This is a genomic window from Micromonospora taraxaci, assembly GCF_007830095.1.
GTDB classification, from domain to species: domain Bacteria; phylum Actinomycetota; class Actinomycetes; order Mycobacteriales; family Micromonosporaceae; genus Micromonospora; species Micromonospora taraxaci.
On record NZ_VIWZ01000001.1, the window covers coordinates 6,270,762 to 6,297,048 of the forward strand.

Annotated in this window: 22 protein-coding genes; 15 read left to right on the forward strand and 7 right to left on the reverse strand. The window is 70.6% G+C overall.

Annotated elements, in window-relative coordinates; translation table 11 throughout:
* Positions 1 to 55: 55 nt before the first annotated feature.
* Positions 56 to 1,057 (reverse strand): dTDP-glucose 4,6-dehydratase, encoded by a 1,002-nt coding sequence (gene rfbB, locus FHU34_RS28400; protein ID WP_145785250.1) that lies wholly within the window; start codon positions 1,055 to 1,057, stop codon positions 56 to 58.
* Positions 1,058 to 1,292: 235 nt separating this feature from the next.
* On the opposite strand from rfbB, the gene FHU34_RS28405 reads away from it, so the two are divergent.
* From FHU34_RS28405 to FHU34_RS28445, 9 genes are all read left to right on the forward strand, one after another.
* On the forward strand, positions 1,293 to 2,483 hold the full coding sequence (locus FHU34_RS28405) for a polysaccharide biosynthesis protein (protein ID WP_244311865.1): 1,191 nt from the start codon (positions 1,293 to 1,295) through the stop codon (positions 2,481 to 2,483).
* A gap of 1 nt (position 2,484) precedes the next feature.
* The gene (locus FHU34_RS28410) at positions 2,485 to 3,333 is read left to right on the forward strand and encodes a glycosyltransferase (protein ID WP_145785251.1); all 849 of its coding nucleotides are present in this window, start codon (positions 2,485 to 2,487) and stop codon (positions 3,331 to 3,333) included.
* Complete coding sequence (locus tag FHU34_RS28415) at positions 3,333 to 4,412, forward strand: glycosyltransferase family 4 protein (protein WP_145785252.1); 1,080 nt, start codon at positions 3,333 to 3,335, stop codon at positions 4,410 to 4,412. Before FHU34_RS28410 ends, FHU34_RS28415 begins: the two co-directional genes overlap by 1 nt.
* A gap of 17 nt (positions 4,413 to 4,429) precedes the next feature.
* Entirely contained in the window at positions 4,430 to 5,884 is a 1,455-nt protein-coding gene (locus tag FHU34_RS28420) for an O-antigen polymerase (protein ID WP_145785253.1), read from the forward strand.
* A complete protein-coding gene (locus FHU34_RS28425; protein ID WP_244311866.1) occupies positions 5,869 to 6,783 on the forward strand; it encodes a glycosyltransferase family 2 protein in 915 nt (304 codons plus the stop codon). Before FHU34_RS28420 ends, FHU34_RS28425 begins: the two co-directional genes overlap by 16 nt.
* Positions 6,783 to 7,646: a glycosyltransferase family 2 protein gene (locus tag FHU34_RS28430; protein WP_145785254.1), complete on the forward strand. Its 864-nt coding sequence runs from the start codon at positions 6,783 to 6,785 to the stop codon at positions 7,644 to 7,646. The genes FHU34_RS28425 and FHU34_RS28430 overlap by 1 nt, the downstream gene beginning before the upstream one ends.
* Before the next feature lie 54 nt (positions 7,647 to 7,700).
* Complete coding sequence (locus FHU34_RS28435; RefSeq protein ID WP_145785255.1) at positions 7,701 to 8,294, forward strand: hypothetical protein; 594 nt, start codon at positions 7,701 to 7,703, stop codon at positions 8,292 to 8,294.
* A 36-nt stretch (positions 8,295 to 8,330) separates the two neighbouring features.
* Positions 8,331 to 9,944 carry a hypothetical protein gene (locus FHU34_RS28440; RefSeq protein ID WP_145785256.1) on the forward strand — a complete coding sequence of 538 codons (1,614 nt, stop codon included), beginning with the start codon at positions 8,331 to 8,333 and terminating at the stop codon, positions 9,942 to 9,944.
* A 124-nt stretch (positions 9,945 to 10,068) separates the two neighbouring features.
* A complete protein-coding gene (locus FHU34_RS28445; RefSeq protein ID WP_145785257.1) occupies positions 10,069 to 12,036 on the forward strand; it encodes a hypothetical protein in 1,968 nt (655 codons plus the stop codon).
* Positions 12,037 to 12,132: 96 nt separating this feature from the next.
* Here FHU34_RS28445 and FHU34_RS28450 read toward each other — a convergent pair whose 3' ends face one another.
* Positions 12,133 to 13,380, reverse strand: coding sequence for a hypothetical protein (locus FHU34_RS28450; protein WP_244311867.1), 1,248 nt, complete (start codon positions 13,378 to 13,380; stop codon positions 12,133 to 12,135).
* Positions 13,381 to 13,558: 178 nt separating this feature from the next.
* Here FHU34_RS28450 and FHU34_RS28455 point away from each other — a divergent pair, with 178 nt between their 5' ends.
* From FHU34_RS28455 to hutH, 6 genes are all read left to right on the forward strand, one after another.
* Positions 13,559 to 14,410 (forward strand): MurR/RpiR family transcriptional regulator, encoded by an 852-nt coding sequence (locus FHU34_RS28455; RefSeq protein ID WP_145785259.1) that lies wholly within the window; start codon positions 13,559 to 13,561, stop codon positions 14,408 to 14,410.
* 17 nt (positions 14,411 to 14,427) lie between these two features.
* Positions 14,428 to 16,086 carry a urocanate hydratase gene (gene hutU / locus FHU34_RS28460; RefSeq protein WP_145785260.1) on the forward strand — a complete coding sequence of 553 codons (1,659 nt, stop codon included), beginning with the start codon at positions 14,428 to 14,430 and terminating at the stop codon, positions 16,084 to 16,086.
* Positions 16,083 to 17,285 (forward strand): allantoate amidohydrolase, encoded by a 1,203-nt coding sequence (locus FHU34_RS28465; protein WP_145785261.1) that lies wholly within the window; start codon positions 16,083 to 16,085, stop codon positions 17,283 to 17,285. The genes hutU and FHU34_RS28465 overlap by 4 nt, the downstream gene beginning before the upstream one ends.
* 217 nt (positions 17,286 to 17,502) lie before the next feature.
* Positions 17,503 to 18,864, forward strand: coding sequence for a formimidoylglutamate deiminase (locus FHU34_RS28470; protein WP_145785262.1), 1,362 nt, complete (start codon positions 17,503 to 17,505; stop codon positions 18,862 to 18,864).
* Positions 18,861 to 20,045 (forward strand): imidazolonepropionase, encoded by a 1,185-nt coding sequence (gene hutI, locus FHU34_RS28475; protein WP_145785263.1) that lies wholly within the window; start codon positions 18,861 to 18,863, stop codon positions 20,043 to 20,045. The genes FHU34_RS28470 and hutI overlap by 4 nt, the downstream gene beginning before the upstream one ends.
* Entirely contained in the window at positions 20,042 to 21,580 is a 1,539-nt protein-coding gene (gene hutH, locus FHU34_RS28480) for a histidine ammonia-lyase (protein ID WP_145785264.1), read from the forward strand. The genes hutI and hutH overlap by 4 nt, the downstream gene beginning before the upstream one ends.
* 62 nt (positions 21,581 to 21,642) lie before the next feature.
* Here the strand turns inward: hutH and rdgB are convergent, their stop codons facing one another.
* From rdgB to FHU34_RS28505, 5 genes are all read right to left on the reverse strand, one after another.
* Positions 21,643 to 22,260 carry an RdgB/HAM1 family non-canonical purine NTP pyrophosphatase gene (gene rdgB, locus FHU34_RS28485; protein ID WP_145785265.1) on the reverse strand — a complete coding sequence of 206 codons (618 nt, stop codon included), beginning with the start codon at positions 22,258 to 22,260 and terminating at the stop codon, positions 21,643 to 21,645.
* A gap of 52 nt (positions 22,261 to 22,312) precedes the next feature.
* The gene (gene rph, locus FHU34_RS28490) at positions 22,313 to 23,044 is read right to left on the reverse strand and encodes a ribonuclease PH (protein ID WP_145785266.1); all 732 of its coding nucleotides are present in this window, start codon (positions 23,042 to 23,044) and stop codon (positions 22,313 to 22,315) included.
* A gap of 9 nt (positions 23,045 to 23,053) precedes the next feature.
* Complete coding sequence (locus tag FHU34_RS28495) at positions 23,054 to 24,223, reverse strand: glycosyltransferase (RefSeq protein ID WP_145785267.1); 1,170 nt, start codon at positions 24,221 to 24,223, stop codon at positions 23,054 to 23,056.
* Positions 24,220 to 25,365 carry a glycosyltransferase family 4 protein gene (locus FHU34_RS28500; RefSeq protein ID WP_145785268.1) on the reverse strand — a complete coding sequence of 382 codons (1,146 nt, stop codon included), beginning with the start codon at positions 25,363 to 25,365 and terminating at the stop codon, positions 24,220 to 24,222. Before FHU34_RS28500 ends, FHU34_RS28495 begins: the two co-directional genes overlap by 4 nt.
* A 111-nt stretch (positions 25,366 to 25,476) precedes the next feature.
* The gene (locus tag FHU34_RS28505; RefSeq protein WP_088986111.1) at positions 25,477 to 26,220 is read right to left on the reverse strand and encodes an MBL fold metallo-hydrolase; all 744 of its coding nucleotides are present in this window, start codon (positions 26,218 to 26,220) and stop codon (positions 25,477 to 25,479) included.
* Positions 26,221 to 26,287: the final 67 nt, after the last annotated feature.

A 26,287-nucleotide genomic window follows, 5' to 3' on the forward strand; every position in this document is an offset into this window, starting at 1 on the left:
GGGGGTGGTGCCGACGGTTCCGTAACCCGTCGGCACCACCCCCGGCGCTGTCAGATCATGCGGTGGGTGCCGACTTCAGCGGTTCCCACCAGGCGCGGTTGTCGCGGTACCAGGCGACGGTGTCGGCGAGGCCCTTCTCGAGGGTGATGCTGGGGCTGTAGCCGAGCTCCTGGTGGATCTTGGTGATGTCGAGGGAGTAGCGGCGGTCGTGGCCCTTGCGGTCGGTGACCGGGACGACGCGGTCCCAGCCGGCGCCGCAGGCGTCCAGGAGCAGGCCGGTGAGTTCTTTGTTGGTCAGTTCGGTGCCGCCGCCGATGTTGTAGACCTCGCCGGCGCGGCCCTTCTGTTGGACCAGGGCGATGCCGCGGCAGTGGTCGTGGACGTGTAGCCAGTCGCGGATGTTGCCGCCGTCGCCGTAGAGGGGGACCGTGGCGCCGTCGAGGAGGTTGCTGACGAACAGCGGGATGACCTTCTCGGGGTACTGGTAGGGGCCGTAGTTGTTGGAGCAGCGGGTGACGACGACGTCCATGCCGTGGGTGCGGTGATAGGCCAGGGCGAGCAGGTCGGAGCCGGCCTTGGACGCCGAGTAGGGGGAGTTCGGGGCCAGGGGCCAGGTTTCGGTCCAGGAGCCTTCGTCGATGGAGCCGTAGACCTCGTCGGTGGAGACGTGCACGAAGCGGCTGGTGTGGTGGCGCAGCGCGGCGTCGAGGAGGGTCTGGGTGCCCAGCACGTTGGTGGTGACGAACGGCGCGGCGCCGGCGATGGAGCGGTCGACGTGTGATTCGGCGGCGAAGTGCACGATCACGTCGTGGTCGGCGACGACCTCGTCGACGACGACCGGGTCGCAGATGTCGCCCTGCACGAACCGCAGCCGCGGGTCGTCGCGGACGGGGTCGAGGTTGGCCCGGTTGCCCGAGTAGGTCAGTTTGTCGAGCACGGTCACGACCGTCGGCTCCAGTGGCGGCACGCCGTCGGCACTGCCGAGGGGCTTGCCCAGCAACAGGCGAACGTACTCCGACCCGATGAATCCGGCTCCGCCGGTGACGAGGATCCTCACGGGTCGGGAAGTCTACGCCGCCCGTTTGTCAACAACGGCAGGTGTTTTGGCACTCTCGGATAGGGCCGCCCGGGCGATTGCAGGCGTCATCTCATTCGGGTAGAAAGTGCCAGCGGCGTGTGACTCGTCGTACTGCACTGTGTCGAAAATCGGGGGCGAGAACAGCGTGTCGCTGGCCAATGCTGCTCGGCCATCGCCGGGTCCAGGCACCAATCCACCCCCGAAACCCCGCATCGTGGGGCTGCTGCGGCGGCTCATCGCCCCCGAGCGCCTCTACATGGGCGCGCTCGGCCTGACCGGCTTGGCGGCGGTCCTGTCGGTGGCCCTGCCTCCGGCAGAGCGCGGTGAACTCTCGGCGAACATGGTGAGCGCGACTCTGGGCGCGGCAGTCGGTGGTCTGTCCCTGGACACGTTCCTCCTGTCCCGTCCGGGTGGCTGGGTCTTCTCCCGGGGTCGTCCCTGGGTTCTCGCGATGCTGGCGGCCTCGGTCCTGCTCTCCGTCGTCGCCGCCGCCGTCCTCACCGCGGTAGCCGGGATCGGCAGTTACCTGGTCGGGGTGGGGTCCGCGGCGGGTCTGACGATCTTCAACACGGTCTCGTCGATCGCGCTGCGGCAGAAGAGTTTCATGGCGGTCTACTCGCTGCGTGCGGCGAGCGGGGCGGTGCTGGTCGGTGGTTACGTCGCCCTGTACTTCGCCGGCTACCTCGACGGCGGGTTGTGGAGCATGGTGTGGCTCGTCGTCCAGTGGGTCAGCGCGCTGGCTGTGTGCGGCCTGGTGCTGGGCATGCTGCGCCGGATCGGTCGGGCCCCCCGGGCGGAGGCGAGCGCGTTGGACTACCGCGCCGACCTGGCCGCCGTCGGCAATCTCCACCTCGGGATCTTCGCCCAGATGATGACGCTCCGGTTCAACCAGATCCTGGTGGCCCGGTTCGTCGGGGCCGGTCCCCTCGGCGTGTACGCCCTGGCGGTCGCCGCCCTGGAGTTCGCGCAGGCCGGTGCCGTCGTTCGGGCGCAGCGGATCCTGGCCAGCCGGGACGGCACCGACGGGCCCGACCCGACCAGGGCCGTGGTCACCGCGGCTCTGCCGGTCGCCCTGGCCGCGGTCCTCGGGCTCGGCGTGCTGGGTTACCTCCAGCCCGAGTACCGGCACGCCTGGATCCTCGGCCTCGTCCTCCTGCCCGGCTCGCTGGCAACCGCCGCCGGCAAGAGCTGGAGCGCCCTGCTACTGAAGAGGCGGGGCGAGCGGGCCACGACCGTGGTCGCCATGATCACCCTGGCGTTCGCGATTCCCGCCTACTTTGCGATCATCCCGTGGGCGGGTGTGGTCGGGGCGGCCATCGCCTCGACACTCGCCTACGCCGTGCACGCTTTCGCTTCCCGAGCAAGCCTGCGACGAGCGCAGTCGCCGAATCATGGGACGGTATGACATGGATGTCTCGATCGTTGTCCTCGCCTGGGAGGACTTTGAGCGCACCCGCGCCTGTGTCCTGTCGCTGCCGGCGGAGGCAGAAATCGTTGTCGTCGACAACGGCAGCTCCGTGCACATCCAGGAGTCGTTGAGCGAGTTCTGCGCCCAGCAGGGGGTCCGGTACGTCCAGTCCGGCTCGAACCTGGGGTACGCGCGGGGCATGAACCTCGGTGTGCGGCACACCAGCCGGGCAAACGTGATCCTCTCCAACAACGACATCATCGTGCACGCCGATGCCGTGGCCCGACTGCTGACCGCCCTGGAGGACCCGAAGGTGGGCGCAGCCTTCCCGGGGGTGGTGACGCCGGAGGGTGTGTCGCAGACCGAGGGCGGGCGGTTCCTGGGCCTGGGTGTCGGTTTCGCCCACGCCACCGGGCTGAGCATGGTGCTGCCGAACCTGCGGATCGTCGCGCCGCCGGAGAAGGCGGACTGGCTGACCGGGCCCTTCGTCGCCATGCGCCGCAGCACCTTCGACGCCATCGGCGGAGTCGACGAGACCTCGTTCTTCTACTCCGAGGACATGCGCCTCTGCTGGGCTGTGCGGCAGCAGGGCCTGCGACTGGCGTACGTGCCGGAGGCCGTGATCATGCACGAGGACGACGCGACCGCGAAGCGGCGTTGGTCCGAGGAGGAGATCTCGGAGCGTCGCACCCGGGAGTTCATCCGGGCGAGCCGGACCATGGGCGGGCGGCGCGGCCGCATCGCCACGACGGCGTACGTGGGTGGCGTCCTGCTGCGCGCAGCGGTGGGCGGAAACCCGGTTCGCCGCGCCATCGCACGCGGTGCCGTCGAGGGGCTGCGTCCCTGATGAAGGTGTTGTTCGTCTGCACGACAGGCGGCTCCGGCAGGCGGCAGCTCGGCGGCGCGGAACGCATCCTGACGGAGATCATCCCGGCGCACGCCCGTACCGGCGTCGAGGTCATCGCCGCGACCTCCGACGACGAGGTGGGCTACGCGCTGCGTGAGGCCGGGGTGCCGTGGATCGGGCTCAGCGCGACCAGTCGGGTCGACCTCGCCTACGCCCGGGAGATTCGCCGCCTCGTCAACGAGGTCCAGCCGGACGTGGTCTGCGCCCACCTGTTGTCCGCGGCGATGCACTGCCGCGCCGCACTGAGCATGGAGCGCAGGCGCACCCCCCTCGTGGTCACCCTGCACAACAGCCTCTGGCAGTACCGGGACACCGCCGGATCGTTCCAGCAGAAGGCGCTCATCCAGTCCAACATCACGCTGGACCTGGCAATGCGTCGCGCCCGTCCACACGCGACCGTGGCGGTGTCCGAGTTCGAGGCCGCCGAGCTGCGCGACCGTGGCGGCGTCAAGAACATCCACCTCATCCCGAACCCGCTGCCCGCCACCTGGCCCAGCCCGAAACCCGCGCACACCCCGGAGCCGGGTCGCCGGCCGGTGGTCGGCTATCTCGGCCGGCTGGAGAAGGAGAAGGGCGTCGACCTCCTGTCCGACATCGCCGGTCTCCTCCCGGAGTTGGACTTCAAGGTCGCCGGCGCCGGCACGGTGGCGATCGCCCCCCAGCCGAACCTCGAACTCGTCGGCCGGGTCACGGCTGCGGACTTCCTCCAGGAGATCGACTGCCTCGTGGTGCCGTCCCGGGTCGAGTCGTTCGGGCTCAGCGCGCTGGAGGCGCTGTCCCTCGGCGTACCCGTGGTGCACACCGGGGCCGGCGGCCTCGCCGAGGTCACCCGGCACGCGACGGGGACCCTGGCTTTCCAGGCGGACCTCGCGCCCGCCGCGCTCGCCGGAGCCATTCGGCAGGCCGTCGGTCGCCGCGCGGCCGACGAGGCGCAGCGGGTGGCCGAGTGGTACGCCCAGGAGTACGCCTTCGACAGGTGTGTGGAGCGATGGCAGAGCTTGTACAGGTCCCTCCTGTGACCCCCACGACCAGCACCGTGACACCCAATCGCTTCCGGGCGCTCGTGCCGTGGGTGGTAGCGGTCGTCGCCGTCGCGGCGGTCTTCCTGTGGGACGTCGAGTTCGGTGTCGCAGCAGCATTCCTCGCGATGGCGGCCCTCCTCTTCCGTCATCACATGTGGCTCGCCATCTGCACGGCCGCCTGGGGTTTCGTCTTCCTCGCCGTCCTCACCATTCCCGGGCCGTACGACTCCCCGGCCGGCCCCGCCGCGGTGCCGGTTCTGGGCTTCTACGCCGCCTGCTTCCTCGGTGCCTGGTATCTCGGCCGTCGACTCGCGGCAGCCAGGGGTCGTTCCGAGAAGCCGACGCCGACCGCGGAGACGGTCGAGTCGACGCCGACCGCGGACACGTTCGTCATGCCGGCCGTGACGACGCGCCCGGCTGCGGGCCGTACCGGTCTCGAATCCGAGCGTGCCGAACTGCGCTGGCCCGCCGAGAGTCGACTCCGGGTCTTCGTACTCTTCCTGCTCCTGCTCGCCGTCATCGGCGCGGCGTTGAAGTTCCGTGGTGACGTGCCGCCGCTGTTCGCCGACAACCCGGACGCCGCACGTGAGGCGGTCAGACTTCGATCCAACCTGATCACCGGGCTGTTCTCGGAGTTCTGGGGGATCGGGCTGGCGGTCTCGTTGCTCCGAGCGCTCACCGGCAAGGCGGAGGGACGGTGGGCGTACGTCGTCTTCGTCGTCATCTTCGCCTTCGGCGCGGCTCTGGGCGCGAGCAAGAACTCCGTTCTGCTGGGTATCGTGCCCCCGCTGGTAGCCGCGCTCTCGGTCCGCCGTTCGGCGACCATCAGCCCGAAGAACCGGCTGCGGGTGTCGCTCGTGGTGCTCGTGATCGGAGCGGTCGCGGTAGGCGCGGCAGTCTTCCTCGGCGGCCAACGGACGCTCGCCGGCACGGGACAGTTCGAGGACCAGTTCCGGGCGCAGTACGGCGCCAGCCCGCTCTACGCCAGCGTCGGGTCGCTGGACCTGTCGCTCAGCAGCTCCGTAGAGACGTTCGGGCGGCTGTGGGAAGTGCGTGAGCAGCATCCGCCCACCTGGGGGCGGTACACCATCACCTTCACCGGCTCGGTAGGAGATCGGCTGTTCGGGCCAGCGGACCTGTACGCCATCACCGCCGGTCTGAGCAAGCCGTTCTACATGAACACCGCGACGTTCGTCGCCATACCCCTGCTGGACTACGGGCCGATCGGCGCCGTGATCTTCCTCGGTCTGCTGGGCCTCAGCGTGGGCGTCATCGACCGTCGGCTCGCGGCCGCCTGGAGCCCCGCGCATCACCTGACCCGGGCGTTCGTCATCTACTTCGCGACCTTCGGCGTCTACGAGCTCTATCCGGTGGTCCAACCGTTCTGGCTGGCCCTCGCTCCTGGCCTTGTTGCCCTGTACCTACTTAGCAAACCGATGAGGTGGATCCCGGAGTGGATGAAACGCTGACAGTCGTCACCGTTCTCTACCGTTCGAACGACATGTTGACCCAGACGCTGCCCACCTGGGTTCGCAGCGCCGAGGGGCTCCCGGTGCGGTTCATCTTCGCGGACAACTGGCCTGAGGACGGCTGCGAGAAGGTCATCGCCGGTTGGCTGGACGACGGGCGGTACGAGTACCTTCCCGACTCGTCGAATCCCGGTTTTGCGGCCGGCTGCAACCGCGCCGTGGCCGCCGCGAGGACGAGCCACGTCCTGCTGCTCAACCCCGATGTGTGGCTGCCCGACGACGCACTGGCACGGGTGTGCGCCGCCATCGCGGAGGACCCTGGCACGCCGATCGCGGTCGGTCTGGCCATGCACGGCGGCGAGTACGTCGGCATCGATGTCAATCCGATCTCACTCTTCATCGACCGGACGGCAACCGTGGCGCGGGGACCGCTGGGCCCGTCGGGTGGCGCAGCTGTCTTCCCGACCGAACTGTTCCATCAGTTCGGCGGCTTCTACGAACACCTCTTCGCCTGGGGCGAGGACGCCGATCTGGCCTACCGGCTCTACGCGTCAGGTAGGCGGACTCGCGCGCTCGACGTCATCCTCCCGCACGCGGGTGGGCACAGCGTCGAGGGTGACAACAAGCTCCAGGGCTTCCGAGCCTTCCTGCTGGCCCGAAACCGGCTCCTGGTCGCGGCCCGGGTATTCACCTGGCCGCTGATGCTCATCGCGATGCCGGTACTGGCCCTGGCGCACCTCGCGCTCGCCGCCCGGCGCATCCGTCAAGGCCTGCTCCGGCCGTTCCTTCGCGGCATCGCGCGAGGACTGATGGAGAGCGCGACCGCCAGGCGGCAATGGAACGGCAAGCGGTTCGGCTTCGCGTCCCTCTACAGCTATCTGACAACTCGGAGAGCATGATGTCAGCACACCAGTGGACTGTCGTAACGGTCACCTACAACTCGGCGGACACGCTCCGCCGGTGCTGGCGAGCGGCCAAGCCCTACGAGTGGATCGTCGTCGACAACGCCTCGTCCGACGACTCGGTCGTCGTGGCCGAGGAGTTGGGTGCCCGGGTCATCCGGCTACCGGAGAACGTCGGTTTCTCCAAGGCCAACAACGTCGGGGTACGCCAGGCCGCCGGTGAATACGTGGTGTTCGCCAACCCCGACCTTGAGATCGACCCGGACGGTATGGACGTGCTCAAGCAGCACCTCGACACCCACGGCGGCCTGGTGGCTCCTCAGCTGATCGGTACCGACGGGACTCCCCAGCCCAACGGCAGAGGATTCCCCTACGCCACCGCCAAGCTGGGCAACCGGAAGATCTGGCCCCTGTCCCGGATGCACGCGACCTACCGGGTGATGGCCAAGCCCGGCGAGACGGTCTACGTCGCTTGGGCCATGGGTGCCGCAGTCGCCGCCCGCACCGCCGACTTCCTCGCGATGGGCGGGTGGAACGAGCAGTTCTTCCTCTACTACGAGGACCATGAGCTCGGGCTGCGGGCGTGGCGACAGGGCATGCCTGTCGCCCTGACCGGCGACGTCCGGTGGACCCATCACTGGGCACGCGCGACGAACTCGTTCCAGTGGTCCCGCGCGCACACGCTGGAGCTGCAGAGCGCCAAGACGTTCTTCGGCATGTTCCCCGAGTTTCTCGTCGGGCTGCCGCTGGCCTCGCGGCGCAATCGGCAGGCGGCACGCCTGATCGGCTCGTCGGTGCCAACTCAAGAGGTTCCGGGCGAACCGAGGCCCTCGCCATCCAGCTCCACAGGAGCCAGGTAGCGCAGGCGACCTTCGTTGCTCTCCTTCCTACCAGGCCTGGTGCGGCGTTCGACGGTGTCGCGGCCGTTCGCCGAGGTCTACGACAGGCGCGCGAACAGCTTTGGCGCTCTTCGGCTCGCGTTCGCACCCGTGCTCTTTCTCGAACGGCACGGCACGGTCACAGGCCTGTGGCGGAGTCCCAACGGGGCCTTCGACTATCTACGACAGAACTGGTGGGGAGGCCTTCGTCAGTTCGGGATCGCCGACCTGTTGCAGGGTGACACGCCGTACTGGCGGTGGCAGGGCGGAAATACGCTCAACGGGTCATTGTGGACTCTCGCCTACGAGATCTTCTGTTACCTGCTGGTCGCCGTCCTGTCCGTCCTCACCATCCTCCGCCGGCAACTCCGCTGGATTCCCCTGCTCGCGTTGCTCGCCATGTTCGGTGCCCTCTGCTGGAGCCAGTTCCGTCATGGCAACGCAGAGCAGGGCGTCTGGCTGACGAGGGAGATCGGACCACTGCCGATGCTCGGCGTGCTCCGGAAGGACTCTCTACTCTGGTACGGCTTCATGTTCCTCGTCGGCGGGACAGCTGAGCTGTACAGCGACCGTCTACTGATCGGCTCGGCGGACAGTGTCACCGCGTCTAGCTCTCAGAACTACGCGTAGCGCTTTATGGTCCGTACTTCCAGGATGGGAGGCATCGTGGTCGCGCAACTCATGACCAGGAACGTGAGCGATCGTGCCCCGTTGCCGGCTCCGGTAAAGCGTCGTCGACCGACCCGCACGGACTGGGCCGTCGTCGCCGTCCTGCTCGCCGCCGTCCCGGTTGTGCACGACGTCCGCACGATGCTCTCCGCGCCGTACTGGCTCGACGAGGCATGGGTGGCGCTTTCCGTACGCATGCCGCTCACTGACCTGCCCGTGACGACGTCGTCGACTCCGATCGGGTGGAGCCTTCTCCTGCGGTTGGTCCCGGACTCCGACGACCTGCGCGTTGTGCCGCTTGCGTTTCACGTTCTGTCTGTTGGGGTGGCGTACGCGCTCGGTCGTCTCCCGCAGTGGCCGACCCGCCGACTGGGGATCGTGGCGGGCGCCGTCGCTGGAGCGGCAGTCCTGCTACTCCCGGCCCAGCAGGTCCGCCACGACCTCAAGCAGTACTCCGCCGATGCCGCCGTCACGGTGGGCATGCTCGCCATCACCGCATGGACAGAGCGGACATGGTCACGCAGGCGGCTAGGGGTGCTGGTTGCCGCAGTCTGCGTCGGGATGCTGATCAGCCACGTCACCGCCATCATCGCGGCAGGTGTGTTCAGCGGGATGTTCCTGGTCAACTTGCTGCGACGTCGGTGGGCGCGACTCCTCGAAGTGGCCGTGGCTGGCTTCATCGCGGGCTGGCTCGCGGCGGCCGTCTACGTCGCCTTCTCCGCACGGGCCCGAACCGACGAGATGCGGGCGTTCTGGGCTGCTGCCTTTCCACAGCCGCACGAGTTGTCCGCCTACCTGTCAGAGCGACTTCACAACCTGACGTCCGTCATCGGTGCGCCCGTGCCGCTCATCAGCGGTCTTGCCGTCGCTGGCATCGTGACCATCGCATGGTTACGTCGCCCTGCCACCGCCATCGCGGTGAGTTCGCTGCCCGTAACGGTGATCATCCTTGGAGTGGCGGAGGTGTACCCCCTCCTGGACCCGCGCACCTCACACTTCCTCCTCGTGACGACGGCGGCGATGGCCGGCGTGGGCCTCGTTGGCGTGGCGACCCTGCTGGTAGGGCTCGTCAGCCACGTGCTGCACCGCACCCCGCCCACCGTCGCGATCACGGCGATCTGCGTGGTCCTGCTCGGGGCGTTCACCGTTCACAACGGTGCTTGGTACCGGTTCGATGGAGACGAGCCCGGGCTTGAACGCACCCCGATCGCCATGACGGATGTGCGTTCAGCGACCCAGTACGTGAACGAGAACCGCTCACGCAACGACGTGGTCATCCTGAACCCTTTGGCGTGGTATGGCTTCGCGTTCTATTCCGAACGCGACTCGATCGAGCTCATTGCGCCGTACACCAACACCGTTGGCTGGTGGGTCGACATGCCTTCTCGGTCGGACGTCGTCGTGATCCCCGAAACGGATACCGAAGGTGTCCAGCTGGGCGTCGAGCGCGGAATCGAGTTGGCTGCGGAGCGGGGCGGTGCCCGCATCTGGTTGATCAGGTCCTTTGTCAGCAGCGAGGAAGCCGAAGCCTGGCGGTCGGTACTCGCCAACTATCGGGTCGAGCAGGTGACCGGCGGAGTCGAGCCCGTCGTATTGATCAGCGAGAAATAGCAGACCCGCGGAACAGTTGGGCGAAGCACCAATTGCGCGTGCTTGATCCAGATACGCGACTGAACAACCACGCTGAAGCCTCAAACAAAATAATCAATCAGACGCCAATAAATGGACGGACCGGATGCAAGCAACCGAGCGGGAAAGCCACGAATCCGCAGTGGCCACGGAATCAGCCTCGGCCACGAAAGACGCCTCGGATGAGGGTGTCAGGTCAGAGAAAGCCGCCCCGATCAGGCTTCGGCTCGAATCGCGATCCAGGGAGCTGGTCGCACGACTGCCAGGGACTGCCGCGCTCCTGTGGTTCGGCCTGACCGCCCTGATCGCAGGCGTTCCGTCTACCCTGATACCTTCGCCGGGTTTTGACCCGAGTTGGCAGGCGGGCATCGGCTTCGCCGTATCGGACAACCTGCGTTTCGGGCAGGACATCGTCTTCAACTATGGCCCGTGGGGGTTCCTCGACTGGCCGCAACATGTGAGCCGAACACAGGCCGCGCTGGGTTTCCTGTTTGGAATGGCAGCGGTTCTCGCCCTCTACTGGGTCGTCTACCTCTGCGTTCGACCACGGTGGTCCGGCGGCGTCGCGGGCGTGATCGCTTTCGCGGTGACCGTCGCCAGCGCCCCAGCCGGGCCGGGCGGCAGGCTCGTCTACGCGGGCCTACTGCTGACCCTCCTGACGCTTCACGACAGGTTCACCCGGCGGATCGACACCTGGCGGGACGCCGTGCCCGTTGTCCTCCTCACTGCGGTAGGGACCCTCCTGCTACAGGTCAAATTCTCCGAAGGCGTGGTGCTTCTTGCCCTGGCCGGCCTCGTTGCGGTAAGCGTCGCCTCGGTGCGGCAGCTCATCAGGGGCGTCGGCCGGGCCCTGGCGACGTTTGTGGTGACATTCCTGGTTCTCTGGGTGGGCGCTGGGCAGCGCATCACGGACATCGTGCCGTGGGTACGCGGTTCGCAGGAGATCTCCAGTGGTTACCAGGAAGCCCTCGCCATCGAGCAGGGCGAGTTTGCCTTCGGCTACCTCACGGCAGGGTTCCTTGCGCTCGTCGTCGGGTTCCTGGCCTTACGCCTAGCGGTACGCCACAAGACCGTCGCAACGGCGGGAATCGTCGTGGTCTCGGCCGTCATGCTGGCGTTCGGATTCAAGCACGGGTTCACCCGGCACGACCCGGCCCACGAGGTCTCGTTCTTCCTGGCAGCGGGCTTCCTGATCGTCGGCTTCACCACCTGGGTGGGGCGTCCGGCAGTCGCATTGGCGGCTGCGGCCGCGGCGTTCCTCATGGCACCCTCGAGTCTCGCGAACTACGATCCCTTCCTGGCACGCAACCAGTGGCGGACGGGCATCGAACTGCTCATCAACAACGACTATCGCCTGACCTCGGTAGAGGCTGGCAGGGCACGGGCCCGCGACACCTACCAGCTGCCCGAGAGCATCGTGAGCGAGCTTCGCGGTCGCCCAGTTCACGTCGACCCGATGGAACTGACGTTGCCGTGGGCCTACTCGTTGGACTGGCACCCGGTTCCGGTCTTCCAGACGTTCTCGGCGTATACGCCGTACCTCGACCAGCTCAACGCCGAAGCGCTCATTGAGGCGCCAGCCGACCAGGTCGTGCTTCAGGAAGCCACGCTCGGCATCGACAACCGCAACATCCGCTGGGACACTCCCCGCTACCTACTCGCATTGGCCTGCAACTATCGCGTCGGTGCCCGCGCCGAACGTTGGACGGTACTGCACCACAGCCTGAATCGCTGCTCAGCGCCAGAGACGACGGTTTCGCAGCCGGTAACGGCGGGCACGCCCGTCCTTGTGCCGCAGGTCGGGACAGGCGAGATGCTCGTCGCGCGCTACCGGCCAGAGCCGAGCAGCATGCTGGCCTCTCTGGTGCACCTCGGTCTGAAGGACTGGTCACCCATCGAGGTCGGTGCCGACGACCGAACTTTCCGACTGCCGGAGGCGCTGACCGACGGCCCGCTCCTGGTCTCGCTGCCCGCCGAACTGGCGTGGCAAGCCCCCTTCGACGCCTTCCAGTACCGCCAGCTCACGTTCAACCGTGCCGGCACGGTCGAGTTCCAGGTCATCAAGGTGCAGTGACCCGACGACAAAGGCCTCCGGCTGGTGAAGCGGGTTCACCAGCCGGAGGCCTTTGTGGTCCGAACGCCGTCACGGTCGGCTGCGTCCGACCCTCGCTCAGCTACCGCGACGCCAGAGATCGCGCAACGCATCCCAGTTGCCCGCGAGGCTCTCCTTGCAGAGCGCCTCGATGTAGGTGACGCCATTCGTGTCGTCACGATCCCACCAGAGACCGCACAGGGTCCTGCCGTCGGGCATGGTGACTGCGTACTCGACGTAGCTGCCCTCGACACCGGACTTGTTGCCCTTCGTACGGGTCGCTTGGCGCAACCCCGGTGCCAGCGCCCCGCCGGCAAGGTTGAGTTGTAGGCGGTACGCGCGGGCCGCGTCCTTCTCCTTCTTGGTCGGATAGAGCACAAAGTGCGTGAACGCGTTGCCATAGTGGCAGAAGAAATGCTGCGCTTCGTCAGCCGGCAGTTTCGGGGCGGCCGGCTCGTCGTAGGCCGCACAGGAGCTGGCTTGCGCCAGCCAGGGCTCGGCCAGCGGCGCCAATTCGCTCTCGAGGAACTTGGTCTTGTTGATGGACAGCTGCGTCGTCTCATACGGCGGCAGGGTCGCCGCAGTCGACTTCGGCGACCCTCCGTCACTGCCGCTACGGCCCACGACGAATCCAGTGGTGCCAGCGACCAAGGTGAGCACCACCGCACCTGTGATGAAAATCCAGTTGGGCCGCCTCGGCTTCGGAGCCACCGGTGCGATCCGCCGGCCCCCGGAGGTGGGGAACGGATCGAACGGAGAGACCTGTTCGGCGCTGGTGGTGTAGACCGGCGACTGTGGGGCAGCGGAGACCGGCTGCGTCGACGCGGGTGAGGACGGCGCGGCCGAGACCGGCTGTGGGGACGCCGACACCGGCTGCCCCGAGGTCGGTGCCGCGTGCATCGCCCAGGGAAGTTGCGGCGGGTGCTCTACCAGTTCGGGCGTACCGGAGACCGGCGTCGGTGGCCCACTGACCTGCTGCGGCACGCCGGACACCGGCGGCGCGGAGGCAGGTGGCGCCGAGGCGGGCGGCGCGGAGACCGGCAGGTCGGGCACCGGCTGGTAGTCCAGGCCGAGGCTCTGGAAGAGCCGCTGCGGGGCGTGCCCCTCGTTGGCCCGGTAGGCCACCCAGGGGTGGGCCGCTGACAGGTCGGCGTCCGCGTAGGGGTGACCGCCGGCGGCCTGGGCCAACGCGTTGGCCGCCGCACCGAACGCCGCGCGCCACCGTTCGTCGGCCGCGGCGGCACCGTCCAACACGGCCACCGTGGCGAACTGGCCTTCCTTGTCGACCGCGGCCCAGGCCTTGCCAACCTGGCACGCACCCAACATATGCGTATACCTGTATGGGCTCTCCGCCTGCATCCCACTCCTCCGCTCAACCGCCGAGCGGATCCTACAGAGCCGACGCCATCCCAGCGGCCCGCCGGTCGGCCGTGCGACAGCTCAGGAGAACAGGGGGTTGCGCCAACCCTTGCCGACTGAAAGTTTTGATGCATAGAGTCGCGGAGTGAATGAAGGAGCGACGGCCGCATCAGTGGATCAGGTGCTGGACCTGTTCGACGGGGTACGGCTGACGCCCACCCAGCGCCGCATCGCGCACTGCCTCGTGCAGCACGCACCCGCCGTGGCGTACCTGTCCGCCGCCGAGGTCGCCGACCTCGCCGGGGTGAGTCAGCCGTCGGTCACCCGGTTCGCCGTCGCGCTCGGGCACGACGGTTATCCGGCCCTCCGCCGCCGGCTGCGCGACCTCACCGCCGGCACGCCGGGTGGGTCGGCGGACGCCGGCAACGAACTCCAGCAGGCGGTACGCGCGGAGATGGGCAACCTGGACCGGCTGGCCGGTCAGCTCGCCGACCGGGACCGGATCGCCGAGACCGGGCGGCTGCTCGCCGAGAGCCGCCCGCTGCCGGTGCTCGGTCTGCGCGCCGCCGCGCCGCTGGCCGCGTACTTCGCCTATTTCGCCGCCAAGGTGCACCCGGACGTACGGGTGCTCGACGACGGCGGCAGTCTGCTCACCGATCGGCTGGAGCAGGCGGCCGAGGCCGGAGCATCCGCCCTGCTCGCCTTCGTCCTGCCCCGCTATCCCCGGGAGACCCTGGACGCGCTACGCGACGCGCGCGCCGCCGGGCTGACAGTGGTGGCGATCACCGACTCACCGGTCAGCCCGGCCACCGAGCACGCCCACGTGGTACTGCCCGCCGCGGTCGGCGCGCAGCTCGTGTTCGACCTGCACACCGCACCGATGACCCTGGCCATGGTGCTGTTGCAGGCGATCTGCGACGCCGCGCCGGCCGACACCCAGCGCCGGCTGGAGGCGTTCGAAGCCTCCGCGGCCCGCCGACAGTTGTTCCTCGGATGACCGGAGGAGAGCCAGAGATGACCAAGCCCATCCGTGCCGCACGGGGCAGCCAGCTCACCACCCGCGGGTGGCAGCAGGAGGCCGCCCTGCGGATGTTGATGAACAACCTCGATCCCGAGGTGGCGGAACGCCCCGACGACCTGGTGGTCTACGGCGGCACCGGGAAGGCGGCACGGGACTGGCCGTCGTACCACGCATTGGTCCGCACGCTCACCGACCTGCGCGAGGACGAGACGATGCTGGTGCAGTCGGGCCGACCGGTCGGGGTGATGCGCACCCACGAGTGGGCGCCCCGGGTGTTGCTGGCCAACTCCAACCTGGTCGGCGACTGGGCGACCTGGCCGGAGTTCCGCCGCCTCGAACAGCTCGGCCTGACCATGTACGGGCAGATGACCGCCGGTTCGTGGATCTACATCGGCACGCAGGGCATCCTCCAGGGCACCTACGAGACGTTCGCCGCGGTGGCCGCCAAGAGGTTCGGCGGCACCCTCGCCGGCACGCTGACGTTGACCGCCGGCTGCGGCGGCATGGGCGGCGCGCAGCCCCTCGCGGTCACCATGAACGACGGCGTCTGCCTGATCGTCGACGTGGACCGCACCCGGCTCGACCGTCGGGTGCACGACCGCTACCTGGACGAGGTCGCCGACTCGGTGGACGACGCGGTCGACCGGGTCCTCGCGGCGAAGCGGGACCGTCGGGCACTCAGCGTCGGGGTGGTCGGGAACGCCGCCGAGGTCTTCCCGGAGCTGCTCGGTCGGGGCGTCGAGATCGACATCGTGACCGACCAGACCAGCGCGCACGACCCGTTGGCGTACCTGCCGGTGGGGGTCGAGCTGGCCGACGCCCGGGACTACGCCGCGGCGAAGCCGGCCGAGTTCACCGACCGGGCCCGGGCGTCGATGGCGAAGCACGTCGAGGCGATGGTCGGCTTCCTCGACGCCGGCGCCGAGGTGTTCGACTACGGCAACTCCATCCGGGGCGAGGCGCAGCTCGGCGGCTACCAGCGGGCCTTCGACTTCCCCGGCTTCGTTCCCGCGTACATCCGGCCGTTGTTCTGTGAGGGCAGGGGCCCGTTCCGGTGGGCGGCGCTCTCCGGCGACCCGGCCGACATCGCGGCCACCGACCGGGCGATCCTGGAGCTGTTCCCGGAGAACGAGTCGCTGGCCCGTTGGATCAAGCTGGCCGGTGAACGGGTCGCCTTCCAGGGCCTGCCGGCCCGGATCTGCTGGCTGGGTCAGGGCGAGCGGGACAAGGCGGGGGTGCGGTTCAACGACATGGTCGCCTCCGGTGAACTCTCCGCGCCGGTGGTGATCGGCCGGGACCACCTGGACACCGGCAGCGTCGCCAGCCCGTACCGGGAGACCGAGGGGATGGCCGACGGCTCCGACGCCATCGCCGACTGGCCGCTGCTCAACGCCCTGGTCAACACCGCCAGCGGCGCGTCCTGGGTGTCCATCCACCACGGCGGTGGCGTCGGCATCGGCCGGTCGATCCACGCCGGGCAGGTCTGCGTGGCCGACGGCACCGCCCTGGCCGGTCAGAAGATCGAACGGGTGCTCACCAACGACCCGGCCATGGGCGTGATCCGGCACGTCGACGCCGGCTATGACAGCGCTCGCGAGGTCGCCGACCGCACCGGAGTCCGCATCCCGATGACCGAGGGCGCCGACTCGTGACCGGCGACCTCTCCGCCCGGTTCCGGGCCCTGTGGGACGAGATCGCGCCGATCGGGCGGGACGCCGACAGTGGCGGCTATCTGCGGTACGCGCTGACAGCGCCGGAGCTGGAGCTGCGGACCTGGTTCCGGGCTCAGGCCGAGCGTCGCGCCATGCCGGTCACCGAGGACGGCAACGGCAACCTCTTCGCCCACTGGGGCGACCCGAAGGGCGAGGACGCCGTGCTGACCGGCAGCCACTTCGACTCGGTGCCGCACGGCGGGGCGTACGACGGGCCACTCGGCATCGTCAGCGCCTTCCTCGCCGTGGACGAGCTACGCGCCGCCGGGGTCACCCCCTACCGGCCACTGGTGCTGGGCGCGTTCGTCGAGGAGGAGGGGGCGCGCTTCGGCGTACCCTGCCTGGGGTCGCGGCTGCTCACCGGCGCGCTGCCGCCCGACCGCGCTGCCGGCCTGCGCGACGCGGCCGGGGTGAGCTTCGCCGAGGCGCTCGGCGACCGGCCGGCGGGCGCCCGCCCGGAGGTGCTGGGCCGGTTCGGCGCCTTCGTCGAGTTGCACGTCGAGCAGGGCCGCGCGCTCGTCGACACCGACGCCCCGGTCGCGGTGGCCAGCGCGATCTGGCCGCACGGCCGGTGGCGCTTCGACGTGGTCGGGGAGGGCAACCACGCGGGCACCACACTGATGGCCGACCGCCGCGACCCGATGCTGACCTACGCCTTCACTGTGCTGGCGGCCAACAAGGAGGCCCGGCTGCGCGGTGCGCACGCCACAGTGGGTCGCGTCGCCGTCGAACCCAACGCCACCAACGCCATCCCGTCAAAGGTGACCGGTTGGCTGGACGCCCGGGCCGCCGACCAGGAGACGCTCGCCGGCCTGGTCGACGCGGTACGCGGCAAGCTCGCCGAACGGGCCCGCCGCGACGGTACGGCGGTGACTGTCACCGAGGAGTCGGCCACCGCGCTGGTCGCCTTCGACGGTGGGCTGGCCAAGCGCCTCGCCACGCTGCTGGACGCGCCGGTGCTGCCCACCGGTGCGGGGCACGACGCCGGGGTGCTCGCCGGGCACCTGCCCACCGCGATGCTCTTCGTGCGCAACCCGACCGGGGTGTCGCACTCCCCCGCCGAGACCGCTACCGACGACGACTGCGCCGCCGGGGTACGGGCGCTGGCTCGGGTACTGGAGGAGCTGACATGCCGGTGAACAGGGTGACGGACCCGTCGCTGGGTGGCCCGATGCAGCCGCGTTCCTGGGTGCGGCGGCTCCGCTGCAGCGGGGGTCGCCACCTGGTGTTGACGTCCTTTGGAGCTGATGTCGCAAACGAATCACACCGAAGGCCGACGCCGGCACCGACACCAACACCAGCACCGGCCTCGACGCTGATGTCACAGACGATTCAGCTCCAAAGGAGGCGAGTGGCATGACCACCACCCGCTGGCTCGCCGAGTACGCGTGGCTGCCCGAGCACGCCGAGCCCACCCCCGATGTGCTGATCGAGTTCGACGACGGTCGGATCACCACGGTCACGCCACTCGTCGGGGCCGGAGGCCCGGAGGCCGGCGTCGAGGTGCTGCGGGGCGCCGTCCGGTTGCCCGGCCTGACCCTGCCGGGCCTGTCCAACGTGCACTCGCACGCCTTCCACAGGGCGCTGCGCGGGCGTACCCACGGCGGTCGGGGTGACTTCTGGACCTGGCGGGACCAGATGTACGGCGTCGCGGACCGCCTGGACCCGGACACGTACCTGGCCCTGGCCCGCGCGGTGTACGCGGAGATGGCGCTCGCCGGGGTCACCTGCGTGGGCGAGTTCCACTACCTGCACCACCGACCCGACGGCGGCGCGTACGACGACCCGAACGAGATGGGCGCTGCGCTGGTCGAGGCGGCCGCGCACGCCGGGATCCGGCTCACACTGCTGGACACCTGCTATTTGACTTCCACTGTGGATGGTCAGGCTCTCGCCGGCCCGCAGCGTCGCTTCGGCGACGGGGACGCCTCCCGCTGGGCGCAGCGGGCGGGGGCGTTCCAGCCGACGGACGCCCACGTCCGGGTCGGCGCTGCCGTGCACTCGGTGCGGGCGGTCCCGGCCGACCAGCTCTCCACGGTCGCCGAGTGGGCCGGGGAGCGGCAGGCACCGCTGCACGTGCACCTCTCCGAACAGCCCGCCGAGAACGACGAGTGCCGTGCCGTGCACGGGCGCTCACCCACGGCGCTGCTCGCCGAGTACGGCGCGCTCGGGCCGAACACCACAGCCGTGCACACCACCCACCCGACCAGCGCCGACCTGACCCTGCTCGCCGACAGTCGGACCGGGGTGTGCCTCTGCCCGACCACCGAGCGGGACCTCGCCGACGGCATCGGCCCGGCCCGGCTGATGGCCGAAGCGGGCATCCGGCTGAGCCTCGGCAGCGACAGTCACGCCGTGATCGACCTGTTCGAGGAGGCCCGGGCGGTGGAGTTGGACGAGCGGCTGCGTACCCGTCGACGCGGCCACTTCACACCGGCGGACCTGTTGACGGCGGCCAGCTCCGCCGGGCACGCCGCGCTGGGCTGGGCCGACGCCGGGAGGATCGCCGTCGGCGCGCGCGCCGACCTGGTCACGGTACGGCTGGACAGCGCCCGTACCGCCGGGGTGCCGCCGGTGGGCGCGTTCTTCGCCGCCACCGCCGCCGACGTCGAGCAGGTCGTGGTGGACGGTCGGCTGGTGGTGACCGAGGGCCGGCACCTGAGCGTCGACGTGCCGGCCGAGTTGGCGGGCGCCATCGAGGCGGTGACGCCCTCGTGAGCAGCCTGCTGGTCGACAACATCGGTGAGCTGGTCACCAACGGTGCCGGCGAGGGCCCGCTGGGCATCCGCCGCAACGCTGCCGTGCTGGTCGAAGAGGGCCTGGTGGTCTGGGTCGGGCCGTCCGCGTACGCGCCGGCCGCCGACCGGCGCCTCGACGCCGGTGGGGCGGCGGTGCTGCCCGGCTTCGTGGACAGCCACGCCCACCTGGTCTTCGCCGGGGACCGCGCCGCTGAATTCGCCGCCCGGATGGCCGGTCAGCCCTACACGGGCGGCGGCATCCGGACCACTGTCGGCGCCACCCGGGCCGCCACCGACAACGAGCTCCGGGCCACGGTGCGCCGGCTGCGCGGGGAGGCGCTGCGCCAGGGCACCACGACCATGGAGATCAAGAGTGGGTACGGGCTGACCGTCGCCGACGAGGCCCGCTCGCTGCGGATCGCCGCCGAGAGCAGCACCGAGACCACCTTCCTCGGCGCGCACGTGGTGCCCGCCGAGTACGCCGACCGCCCCGACGACTACGTGAGCCTGGTCTGCGGCCCGATGCTCGCCGCCGCCACGCCGTACGCGAAGTGGGTCGACGTGTTCTGCGAGCGGGGCGCCTTCGACGTCGACCACGCCCGGGCCATCCTGGCCTGCGGTCAGGCCGCCGGGCTGGGCGTCCGTATCCACGCCAACCAGCTCGGCCCCGGAGCGGGGGTGCGGCTCGGCGTGGAGCTGGACGCGGCCAGCGTCGACCACTGCACCCACCTCAGCGACGCCGACGTGGACGCGCTGGCCGGCACGGCCCACGGCGACGGGTCGGGCACCCGGACGGTGGCGACGCTGCTGCCGGGAGCGGAGTTCTCCACCCGATCGCCGTACCCGGATGCCCGCCGGCTGCTCGACGCCGGCGTGACAGTGGCGCTCGCCACCGACTGCAACCCCGGCTCGTCGTACACCTCCTCGATGTCGTTCTGTGTGGCGCTGGCGGTCCGCGAGATGCGGATGACCCCGGCGGAGGCGGTCTGGGCCGCTACCGCCGGGGGCGCGCGGGCGCTGCGCCGCGACGACATCGGCGTCCTGACCCCAGGCGCGCGGGCCGACCTCGTCGTCCTGGACGCGCCGTCGTACCTCCACCTGGCCTACCGGCCCGGTGTCCCCTTGATCCGCCAGGTAATGCGCAACGGAGTAACGCCATGACGACCGTGACCATCCAGCCCACCGGAATCTCCGCCGACGACGTTCTCGCGGTGGCCCGCGGCACCGCCACGGTCGTCCTCGACCCGGCCACCATCGACGCGATGGCGACCAGTCGGGCCATCGTGGACGGCATCGAGTCGTCCGGCCGTCCCGTCTACGGGGTGTCCACCGGGTTCGGGGCGCTGGCGAACACCTTCATCGCCCCGGAGCGGCGGGCCGAGCTGCAACACGCGCTGATCCGTTCGCACGCCGCCGGGGTGGGCGCCCCGATGCCGCGCGAGGTGGTCCGGGCCATGATGCTGCTGCGGGTCCGGTCCCTCGCCCTGGGCCGCTCCGGAGTCCGGCCGCTGGTCGCCGAGGCCCTGGTCGACCTGCTCAACAACGACATCACCCCGTGGGTGCCGGAGCACGGCTCGCTGGGCGCCTCCGGTGACCTGGCGCCGCTGGCGCACTGCGCGCTGGCGCTGCTCGGTGAGGGCTGGGTCCTCGGGCCGGCCGGCGAGCGGCAGGACGCGGCCGACGCGCTGACCGCCGCCGGGCTCAAGCCGATCGAGTTGGCCGCCAAGGAAGGGCTGGCGCTGATCAACGGCACCGACGGCATGCTCGGCATGCTGCTGCTGGCGATCGACGACGCGGCGCACCTGTTCGCCATGGCCGACGTGACGGCCGCGCTGGCCATCGAGGCGATGCTCGGCTCCGAGCGGCCGTTCCTGCCCGAGCTGCACGCGATCCGGCCGCACCCCGGTCAGGCCGCGTCGGCGGCGAACATCCACCGGCTGTTGCAGGACTCCCGGGTGATGGACTCGCACCGCGACGATCTGGCGCACGCCGTGCAGGACGCGTACTCGATGCGCTGCGCCCCGCAGGTGGCCGGCGCGGCCCGCGACACCCTGGACTTCGTCCGTACCGTCGCGGCGCGGGAGCTGGTGTCGGTGGTGGACAACCCGGTGGTGCTGCCGGACGGGCGGGTCGAGTCGACGGGTAACTTCCACGGCGCACCGCTCGGCTTCGCCGCGGACTTCCTCGCCATCGCCGCCGCCGAGGTGGGCGCGATCGCCGAGCGGCGGGTGGACCGGCTGCTCGACGTCACCCGTTCCCGGGAACTGCCGGCGTTCCTCTCCCCCGACGCCGGGGTCAACTCCGGGCTGATGATCGCCCAGTACACGGCGGCGGGCATCGTCGCCGAGAACCGTCGCCTGGCCGCCCCCGCCTCGGTGGACTCCCTGCCCACCAGCGGCATGCAGGAGGACCACGTGTCGATGGGCTGGGCGGCGGCGAAGAAGCTGCGCACCGTGCTGGACAACCTCACCAGCCTGCTCGCGGTGGAGCTGCTGGCCGGCGTACGCGGTCTGCAACTGCGCGCGCCGCTGGAGCCGTCACCGGCCGGACGTGCCGCCGTCACTGCGCTCGGTCCGGCGGCCGGCGAGCCCGGCCCGGACGTGTTCCTCGCCCCCGTGATGGAGGCGGCCCGCGCGGTCGTCGCCGGGGGTGAGTTGCGCGCCGCCATCGAGCGGGAGGTCGGCCCGCTGGGCTGACCTCCGCCGGGTCGCTGTCGTCCGCCGCGGGTCAGGTGGCGGGCGGCAGCACCTCGCGCCCGTCAGGTGGCGGGCGGCAGCACCTTTGCCACCAGCTTCGCCAGCTCGCGCAGCGCCTTGCCGCGGTGGCTGATCGCGTCCTTCTCGGCCGGGGTCAGCTCGGCGTTGGTCCGGTCCTGCCCGTCGCCCAGGAAGATCGGGTCGTAGCCGAACCCGCCGTCGCCGCGCGGAGCGCGCAGCACCTGCCCGGACTGCCGACCGTCGACCAGGTGCTCCTTGCCGCCGGGCAGCACCAGCGCCACGGTGCAGACGAACGAGGCCGCCCGCTGCTCGTCCGGCACGTCGGCGATCTGGTTCAGCACCAGCTGGAGGTTGGCCTGGTCGTCGCCGTGCTGACCGGACCAGCGGGCGCTGAACACCCCCGGCATCCCGTTGAGCGCGTCCACAGCGAGCCCGGAGTCGTCGGCGATGGTCGGCAGACCCGTCTGCCGGCACCCCTCCCGCGCCTTGATCAGCGCGTTCTCCCCGAAGGTCAGGCCGGTCTCCGGCAGCTCCGCGTACTGCTCGACGTCGTCCAGGCCGAGCAGGGCGATCCGGTGCGCGCCGAGCGCGCCGTCCAGGATCCGCTGAAGCTCCACCAGCTTCTTACGGTTGCGGGTGGCGAGCAGGACCTTGTTCATGCTGAATCACCTTTGTTCGCGACTGCGGGGCTCGCAAGCTCACTCCTCGCGCTCACGGGGAGGAAAGTGCCTTCCGCTGGGCTTCGGCCAATTCGGTGCAACCCGCGACGGCCAGGTCGAGCAGACTGTCGAGCTGGTCCCGGGCGAACACGCCTGCCTCACCGGTGCCCTGCACCTCGACGAAGTCGCCCGCACCGGTGCACACCACGTTCATGTCGACCTCGGCCGCGACGTCCTCCTCGTAGCAGAGGTCGAGACGGGCCTCGCCGGCGACGATCCCGACGCTGACCGCGGCCACCGACCGGTGCATCACCTTCTCCGGCTTGCCGGCCAACGCCTTGCGGGCGGCGAGCCAGCCCACGGCGTCGTGCAGGGCGACGTACGCGCCGGTGATCGCCGCGGTGCGGGTGCCACCGTCGGCCTGGAGCACGTCGCAGTCGAGCACGATCGAGTTCTCGCCGAGCGCCTTGAGGTCGATGCTGGCCCGCAGGCTACGGCCGATCAGCCGGGAGATCTCGTGGGTGCGACCACCGACGCGACCCTTGACGCTCTCCCGGTCGGAACGGGTGTTGGTGGCCCGGGGCAGCATCGCGTACTCGGCGGTCACCCAGCCGAGCCCGGAGCCCTTGCGCCAGCGGGGCACCCCCTCGGTGACGCTCGCCGTGCAGAGCACCCGGGTGCCGCCGAACTCGACGAGCACCGAGCCCTCCGGATGGGTGCTCCAGCCTCGGGTCAGAGTCACCGGTCGGAGTTGAGAGGGCCCTCGCCCGTCAGGTCGCGCCATGTCTGCACCCTATGCGGTGCGGGGATCCACCTCGCTCGGGGTGCCCACGAGCGCGTCCGCGTCGTGCACCCGGAGGAACCCGGCGACGGCGGCCGGCCACCCGAACTCCTCGGCCCGTGCGCGGGCGGCAGTTCGCCGCTGCTTCTCCGGCCGGTCCGCCAGGCGGGTCACCGCCGCTGCCATCGACTCCCCCGAGCCGTACGCGGCCAGGCCGGCGGCTCCGACCACCTCGGGCAGGGCGCTGGCCGCGTTGACGACGACCGGGGTGCCGCAGGCCAACGCCTCCAGCCCGGCGAGACCGAACGTCTCCACCGGGCCGGGGGCCAGCACGACGTCGGCGCTCGCCAGCAACGCGGCCACCGCGGCACGGTCCGGCAGGAAGCCGGTGAACGTGACCGGCAGCCCTTCCGCCCGACGGGCGAGCGCGCCGCGCAGCGGGCCGTCGCCGGCCATCACCAGCACCGCCGGTACGCCGGCCCGACGCAGCTCGGCGAGGGCCTGCACGGCCAACTCCGGCCGCTTCTCCGGGGACAGCCGCGCGCAGTGCACCAGCAGCACCTCGCTCGGGTCTGCGTACCGCTCGCGCAGCCGTGGGTCGGCCCGGTCCGGGGAGAAGGTGTCCAGGTCCACCCCGAGCGGCACCAGCTCGACGTTGCCGGCACCGATCCGGTCGAACTCCTCGGCGGCCCACCGGGTCGTGCAGACGATCCGGTCGTACGCCTGGCTGGTCGCCCGGTTGAGCCGGTCGGCGATCGACCGGCGCAGCGTGTGGGGCACCCCCCACTGCCCGAGCAACCCGGTCAGCGACTCGTGCGAGACCATCACCGACGGCACCCCGTGCGCCCGCGCCCACCTGCCCGTCCAGCGCAGCGACGCCCGGTCGGAGACCTCCAACCGGTCCGGGGCGAGGTCGGCGAGGAGCCGGGCCAGCCGACGCCGACCGGCGAGCAGCCGGTAACCGCCGCTGCCCGGCATCTCCGGGCCGGGCAGTGTGATCACCCGCCCCCACGGGTACGACTCGTCGGCGGCACGTTTGCCGGGGATCACCAGCACCGGATCGTGTCCCGCCGCCCGGTAGCCCTCGCCCAGGTGTCGCAGCGCGGTACGCAGACCGCCGGAGCGTGCGGTCACGAAGTTGGCGAGGCGCACGATCCGCAGACCGCCCGCAGCCCCGGTCACGAGGCGGCCGGCAGGCCGACGGTGGCGGCCACGGCGCGTACCGCGTAGTAGTGCCCGATCAGCTCGTCGCCGACGGCCGACCAGCTACGGCGACTGACCGCGACGCGGGCGGCCAGCCCGTGGGCCCGCCGCCGGTCGGCGTCGCCGGCCAGGTCGGCCACTGCAGCGGCGAGCGCGTCGCCGTCGTTCGGCGGCACCAGCGACCCGGTCACGCCCTGGTCGACCAGGTCGACCGGGCCGCCGCTGGCCGGGGCCACCACCGGCACCCCGGAGGCCAGCGCCTCCTGGATGGTCTGGCCGAAGGTCTCGTGCGGTCCGGTGTGCACGAACAGGTCCAGGCTGGCGTAGAGCCGGGCCAGGTCCTCGCCGTGCTGCACGCCCAGGAAGGTCACCCCGGGCAGCTCCCGGGCCAACTGCCGGCGGGCCGGGCCGTCACCGGCCACCACCACCCGCACACCGGGCAGCCGCGACGTCGCCGCCAGCAGCTCCACCCGCTTCTCCGGGGCGAGCCGGCCGACGTAGCCGATCAGCAGCTCGCCGTTGGGTGCCAGCCGCTCCCGGAGCGCCGCACACCGCTTGGCCGGGTCGAAACGCACGGCGTCCACGCCACGACGCCACAGCCAGATCCGCTGCACGCCGTTGGCGATCAGGTCGGCCGCGGCGCGGGTGGACGGGGCGAGGGTGCGCTGCGCCGAGTTGTGAATCTCCCGGATCCGCCGCCAGGCCGCCGCCTCACCCCAACTCACCCGGTACGCCCGCGCGTACGCGGCCACATCGGTCTGGTAGACCGCCACCATGGGCAGCCCGTGTCGGCTGGCCAGGGTGGCCGCCCGTGCGCCGAGGACGAACGGACTGGCCAGGTGGACCACGTCCGGCTCGGCCGACAGCAACGCCCCGGTCAGCCGGGTGGTGGTCGGCACACCCAACCGGAAACCCTGGTAGCGGGGCAGCGGCACGCTGGGGATGCGCACCACTGGGTACGGCAGTCGGTCGATGTTCTGTCGGCTGGCGCCGGGCGGCGCGGGTGCGATGACGACCGGCTCGTGGCCCCGGTCGAGCAGGTGCTCCGCCGTGCGCACCACTGAGTGCGCGACGCCGTTCACGTCCGGTGGGAACGACTCGGTCACGATGGCGATCCGCATGCCCACACCGTGCGGGTGCGACGGGTGCGGCAGACGACCGTCCGCTGACCGGCCGGCGAACAGTACGGCACAACACCGCTGCCCGGTCCACCCCAACCGGGACGGCGTGGGTCAGACGTCGTAACTGGCGCCGGGACGGACCACGTCGATGGGTCCGGTGTACGCGGAGGCCGCCGACTCCAACGTGTGGGCCTCGCTGCCCCAGGCCGCGACCAGGTGGGTGAGCAGCAACCGACCCACCACGGCCTTGGTCGCCGTCTCGCCGGCCTCCCGGCCGGTCAGGTGCAGGTCCGGTGGGTTGTCCACCCCGTCGAGGTAGCTGGCCTCGCAGAGGAAGACGTCGGCATTCTGGGCCAGCCGCAGCAGCGCGTCGCAGGGCGCGGTGTCCGACGAGTAACACAACGACCGGCCGTCGTGCTCCAGCCGCACCCCGTACGTCTCGACCGGGTGGTTGACCCGGTCGACGGTGACAGTGAACGGGCCGATCGGGAAGGTGCCGGGCTGGAGTGCGTAGAACTGGTACACGTCCTCGACGGTGCCGTCGTCGCCGTACGCGGCGCTGAGCCGGTCCGGTGCGCCGGACGGCGCGTACACGGGCAGCGCCGGGTAGGGGCCCTCCGGGGCGTACCGGCGGACCACCACGTAGGTCACGGCGTCGAGGATGTGGTCGCAGTGCAGATGGGTCAGCAGGATCGCGTCCGGAGCGTGCAGGCCCGCGTACCGCTGGAGGCTGGACAGCGACCCTGAACCGAAGTCGACCAGGAGCCGGAAACCATCGGCCTCGACGAGGTATGCCGAACAGGGCGCCTCGGGGCCGGGGAAGCTGCCGGCGCAGCCAAGGACCGTCAGTCGCATCGAGTGGTCTCGCTGTCACTGTCAGTAGCATTCATGTCGGCCGTCGCTCCAGCCATGATCTCTACCG

Excerpts from the sequence above, each read along its gene's own strand:
- FHU34_RS28410 (WP_145785251.1), top strand. The coding sequence starts at position 2,485 with ATGGATGTCTCGATCGTTGTCCTCGCCTGGGAGGACTTTGAGCGCACC.
- FHU34_RS28415 (WP_145785252.1), top strand. The coding sequence starts at position 3,333 with ATGAAGGTGTTGTTCGTCTGCACGACAGGCGGCTCCGGCAGGCGGCAG.
- FHU34_RS28430 (WP_145785254.1), top strand. The coding sequence starts at position 6,783 with ATGTCAGCACACCAGTGGACTGTCGTAACGGTCACCTACAACTCGGCG.
- FHU34_RS28445 (WP_145785257.1), top strand. The coding sequence starts at position 10,069 with ATGCAAGCAACCGAGCGGGAAAGCCACGAATCCGCAGTGGCCACGGAA.
- FHU34_RS28450 (WP_244311867.1), bottom strand. The coding sequence starts at position 13,380 with ATGTTGGGTGCGTGCCAGGTTGGCAAGGCCTGGGCCGCGGTCGACAAG.
- hutU (WP_145785260.1), top strand. The coding sequence starts at position 14,428 with ATGACCAAGCCCATCCGTGCCGCACGGGGCAGCCAGCTCACCACCCGC.
- FHU34_RS28470 (WP_145785262.1), top strand. The coding sequence starts at position 17,503 with ATGACCACCACCCGCTGGCTCGCCGAGTACGCGTGGCTGCCCGAGCAC.
- hutH (WP_145785264.1), top strand. The coding sequence starts at position 20,042 with ATGACGACCGTGACCATCCAGCCCACCGGAATCTCCGCCGACGACGTT.
- rdgB (WP_145785265.1), bottom strand. The coding sequence starts at position 22,260 with ATGAACAAGGTCCTGCTCGCCACCCGCAACCGTAAGAAGCTGGTGGAG.
- rph (WP_145785266.1), bottom strand. The coding sequence starts at position 23,044 with ATGGCGCGACCTGACGGGCGAGGGCCCTCTCAACTCCGACCGGTGACT.
- FHU34_RS28500 (WP_145785268.1), bottom strand. The coding sequence starts at position 25,365 with ATGCGGATCGCCATCGTGACCGAGTCGTTCCCACCGGACGTGAACGGC.
- FHU34_RS28505 (WP_088986111.1), bottom strand. The coding sequence starts at position 26,220 with ATGCGACTGACGGTCCTTGGCTGCGCCGGCAGCTTCCCCGGCCCCGAG.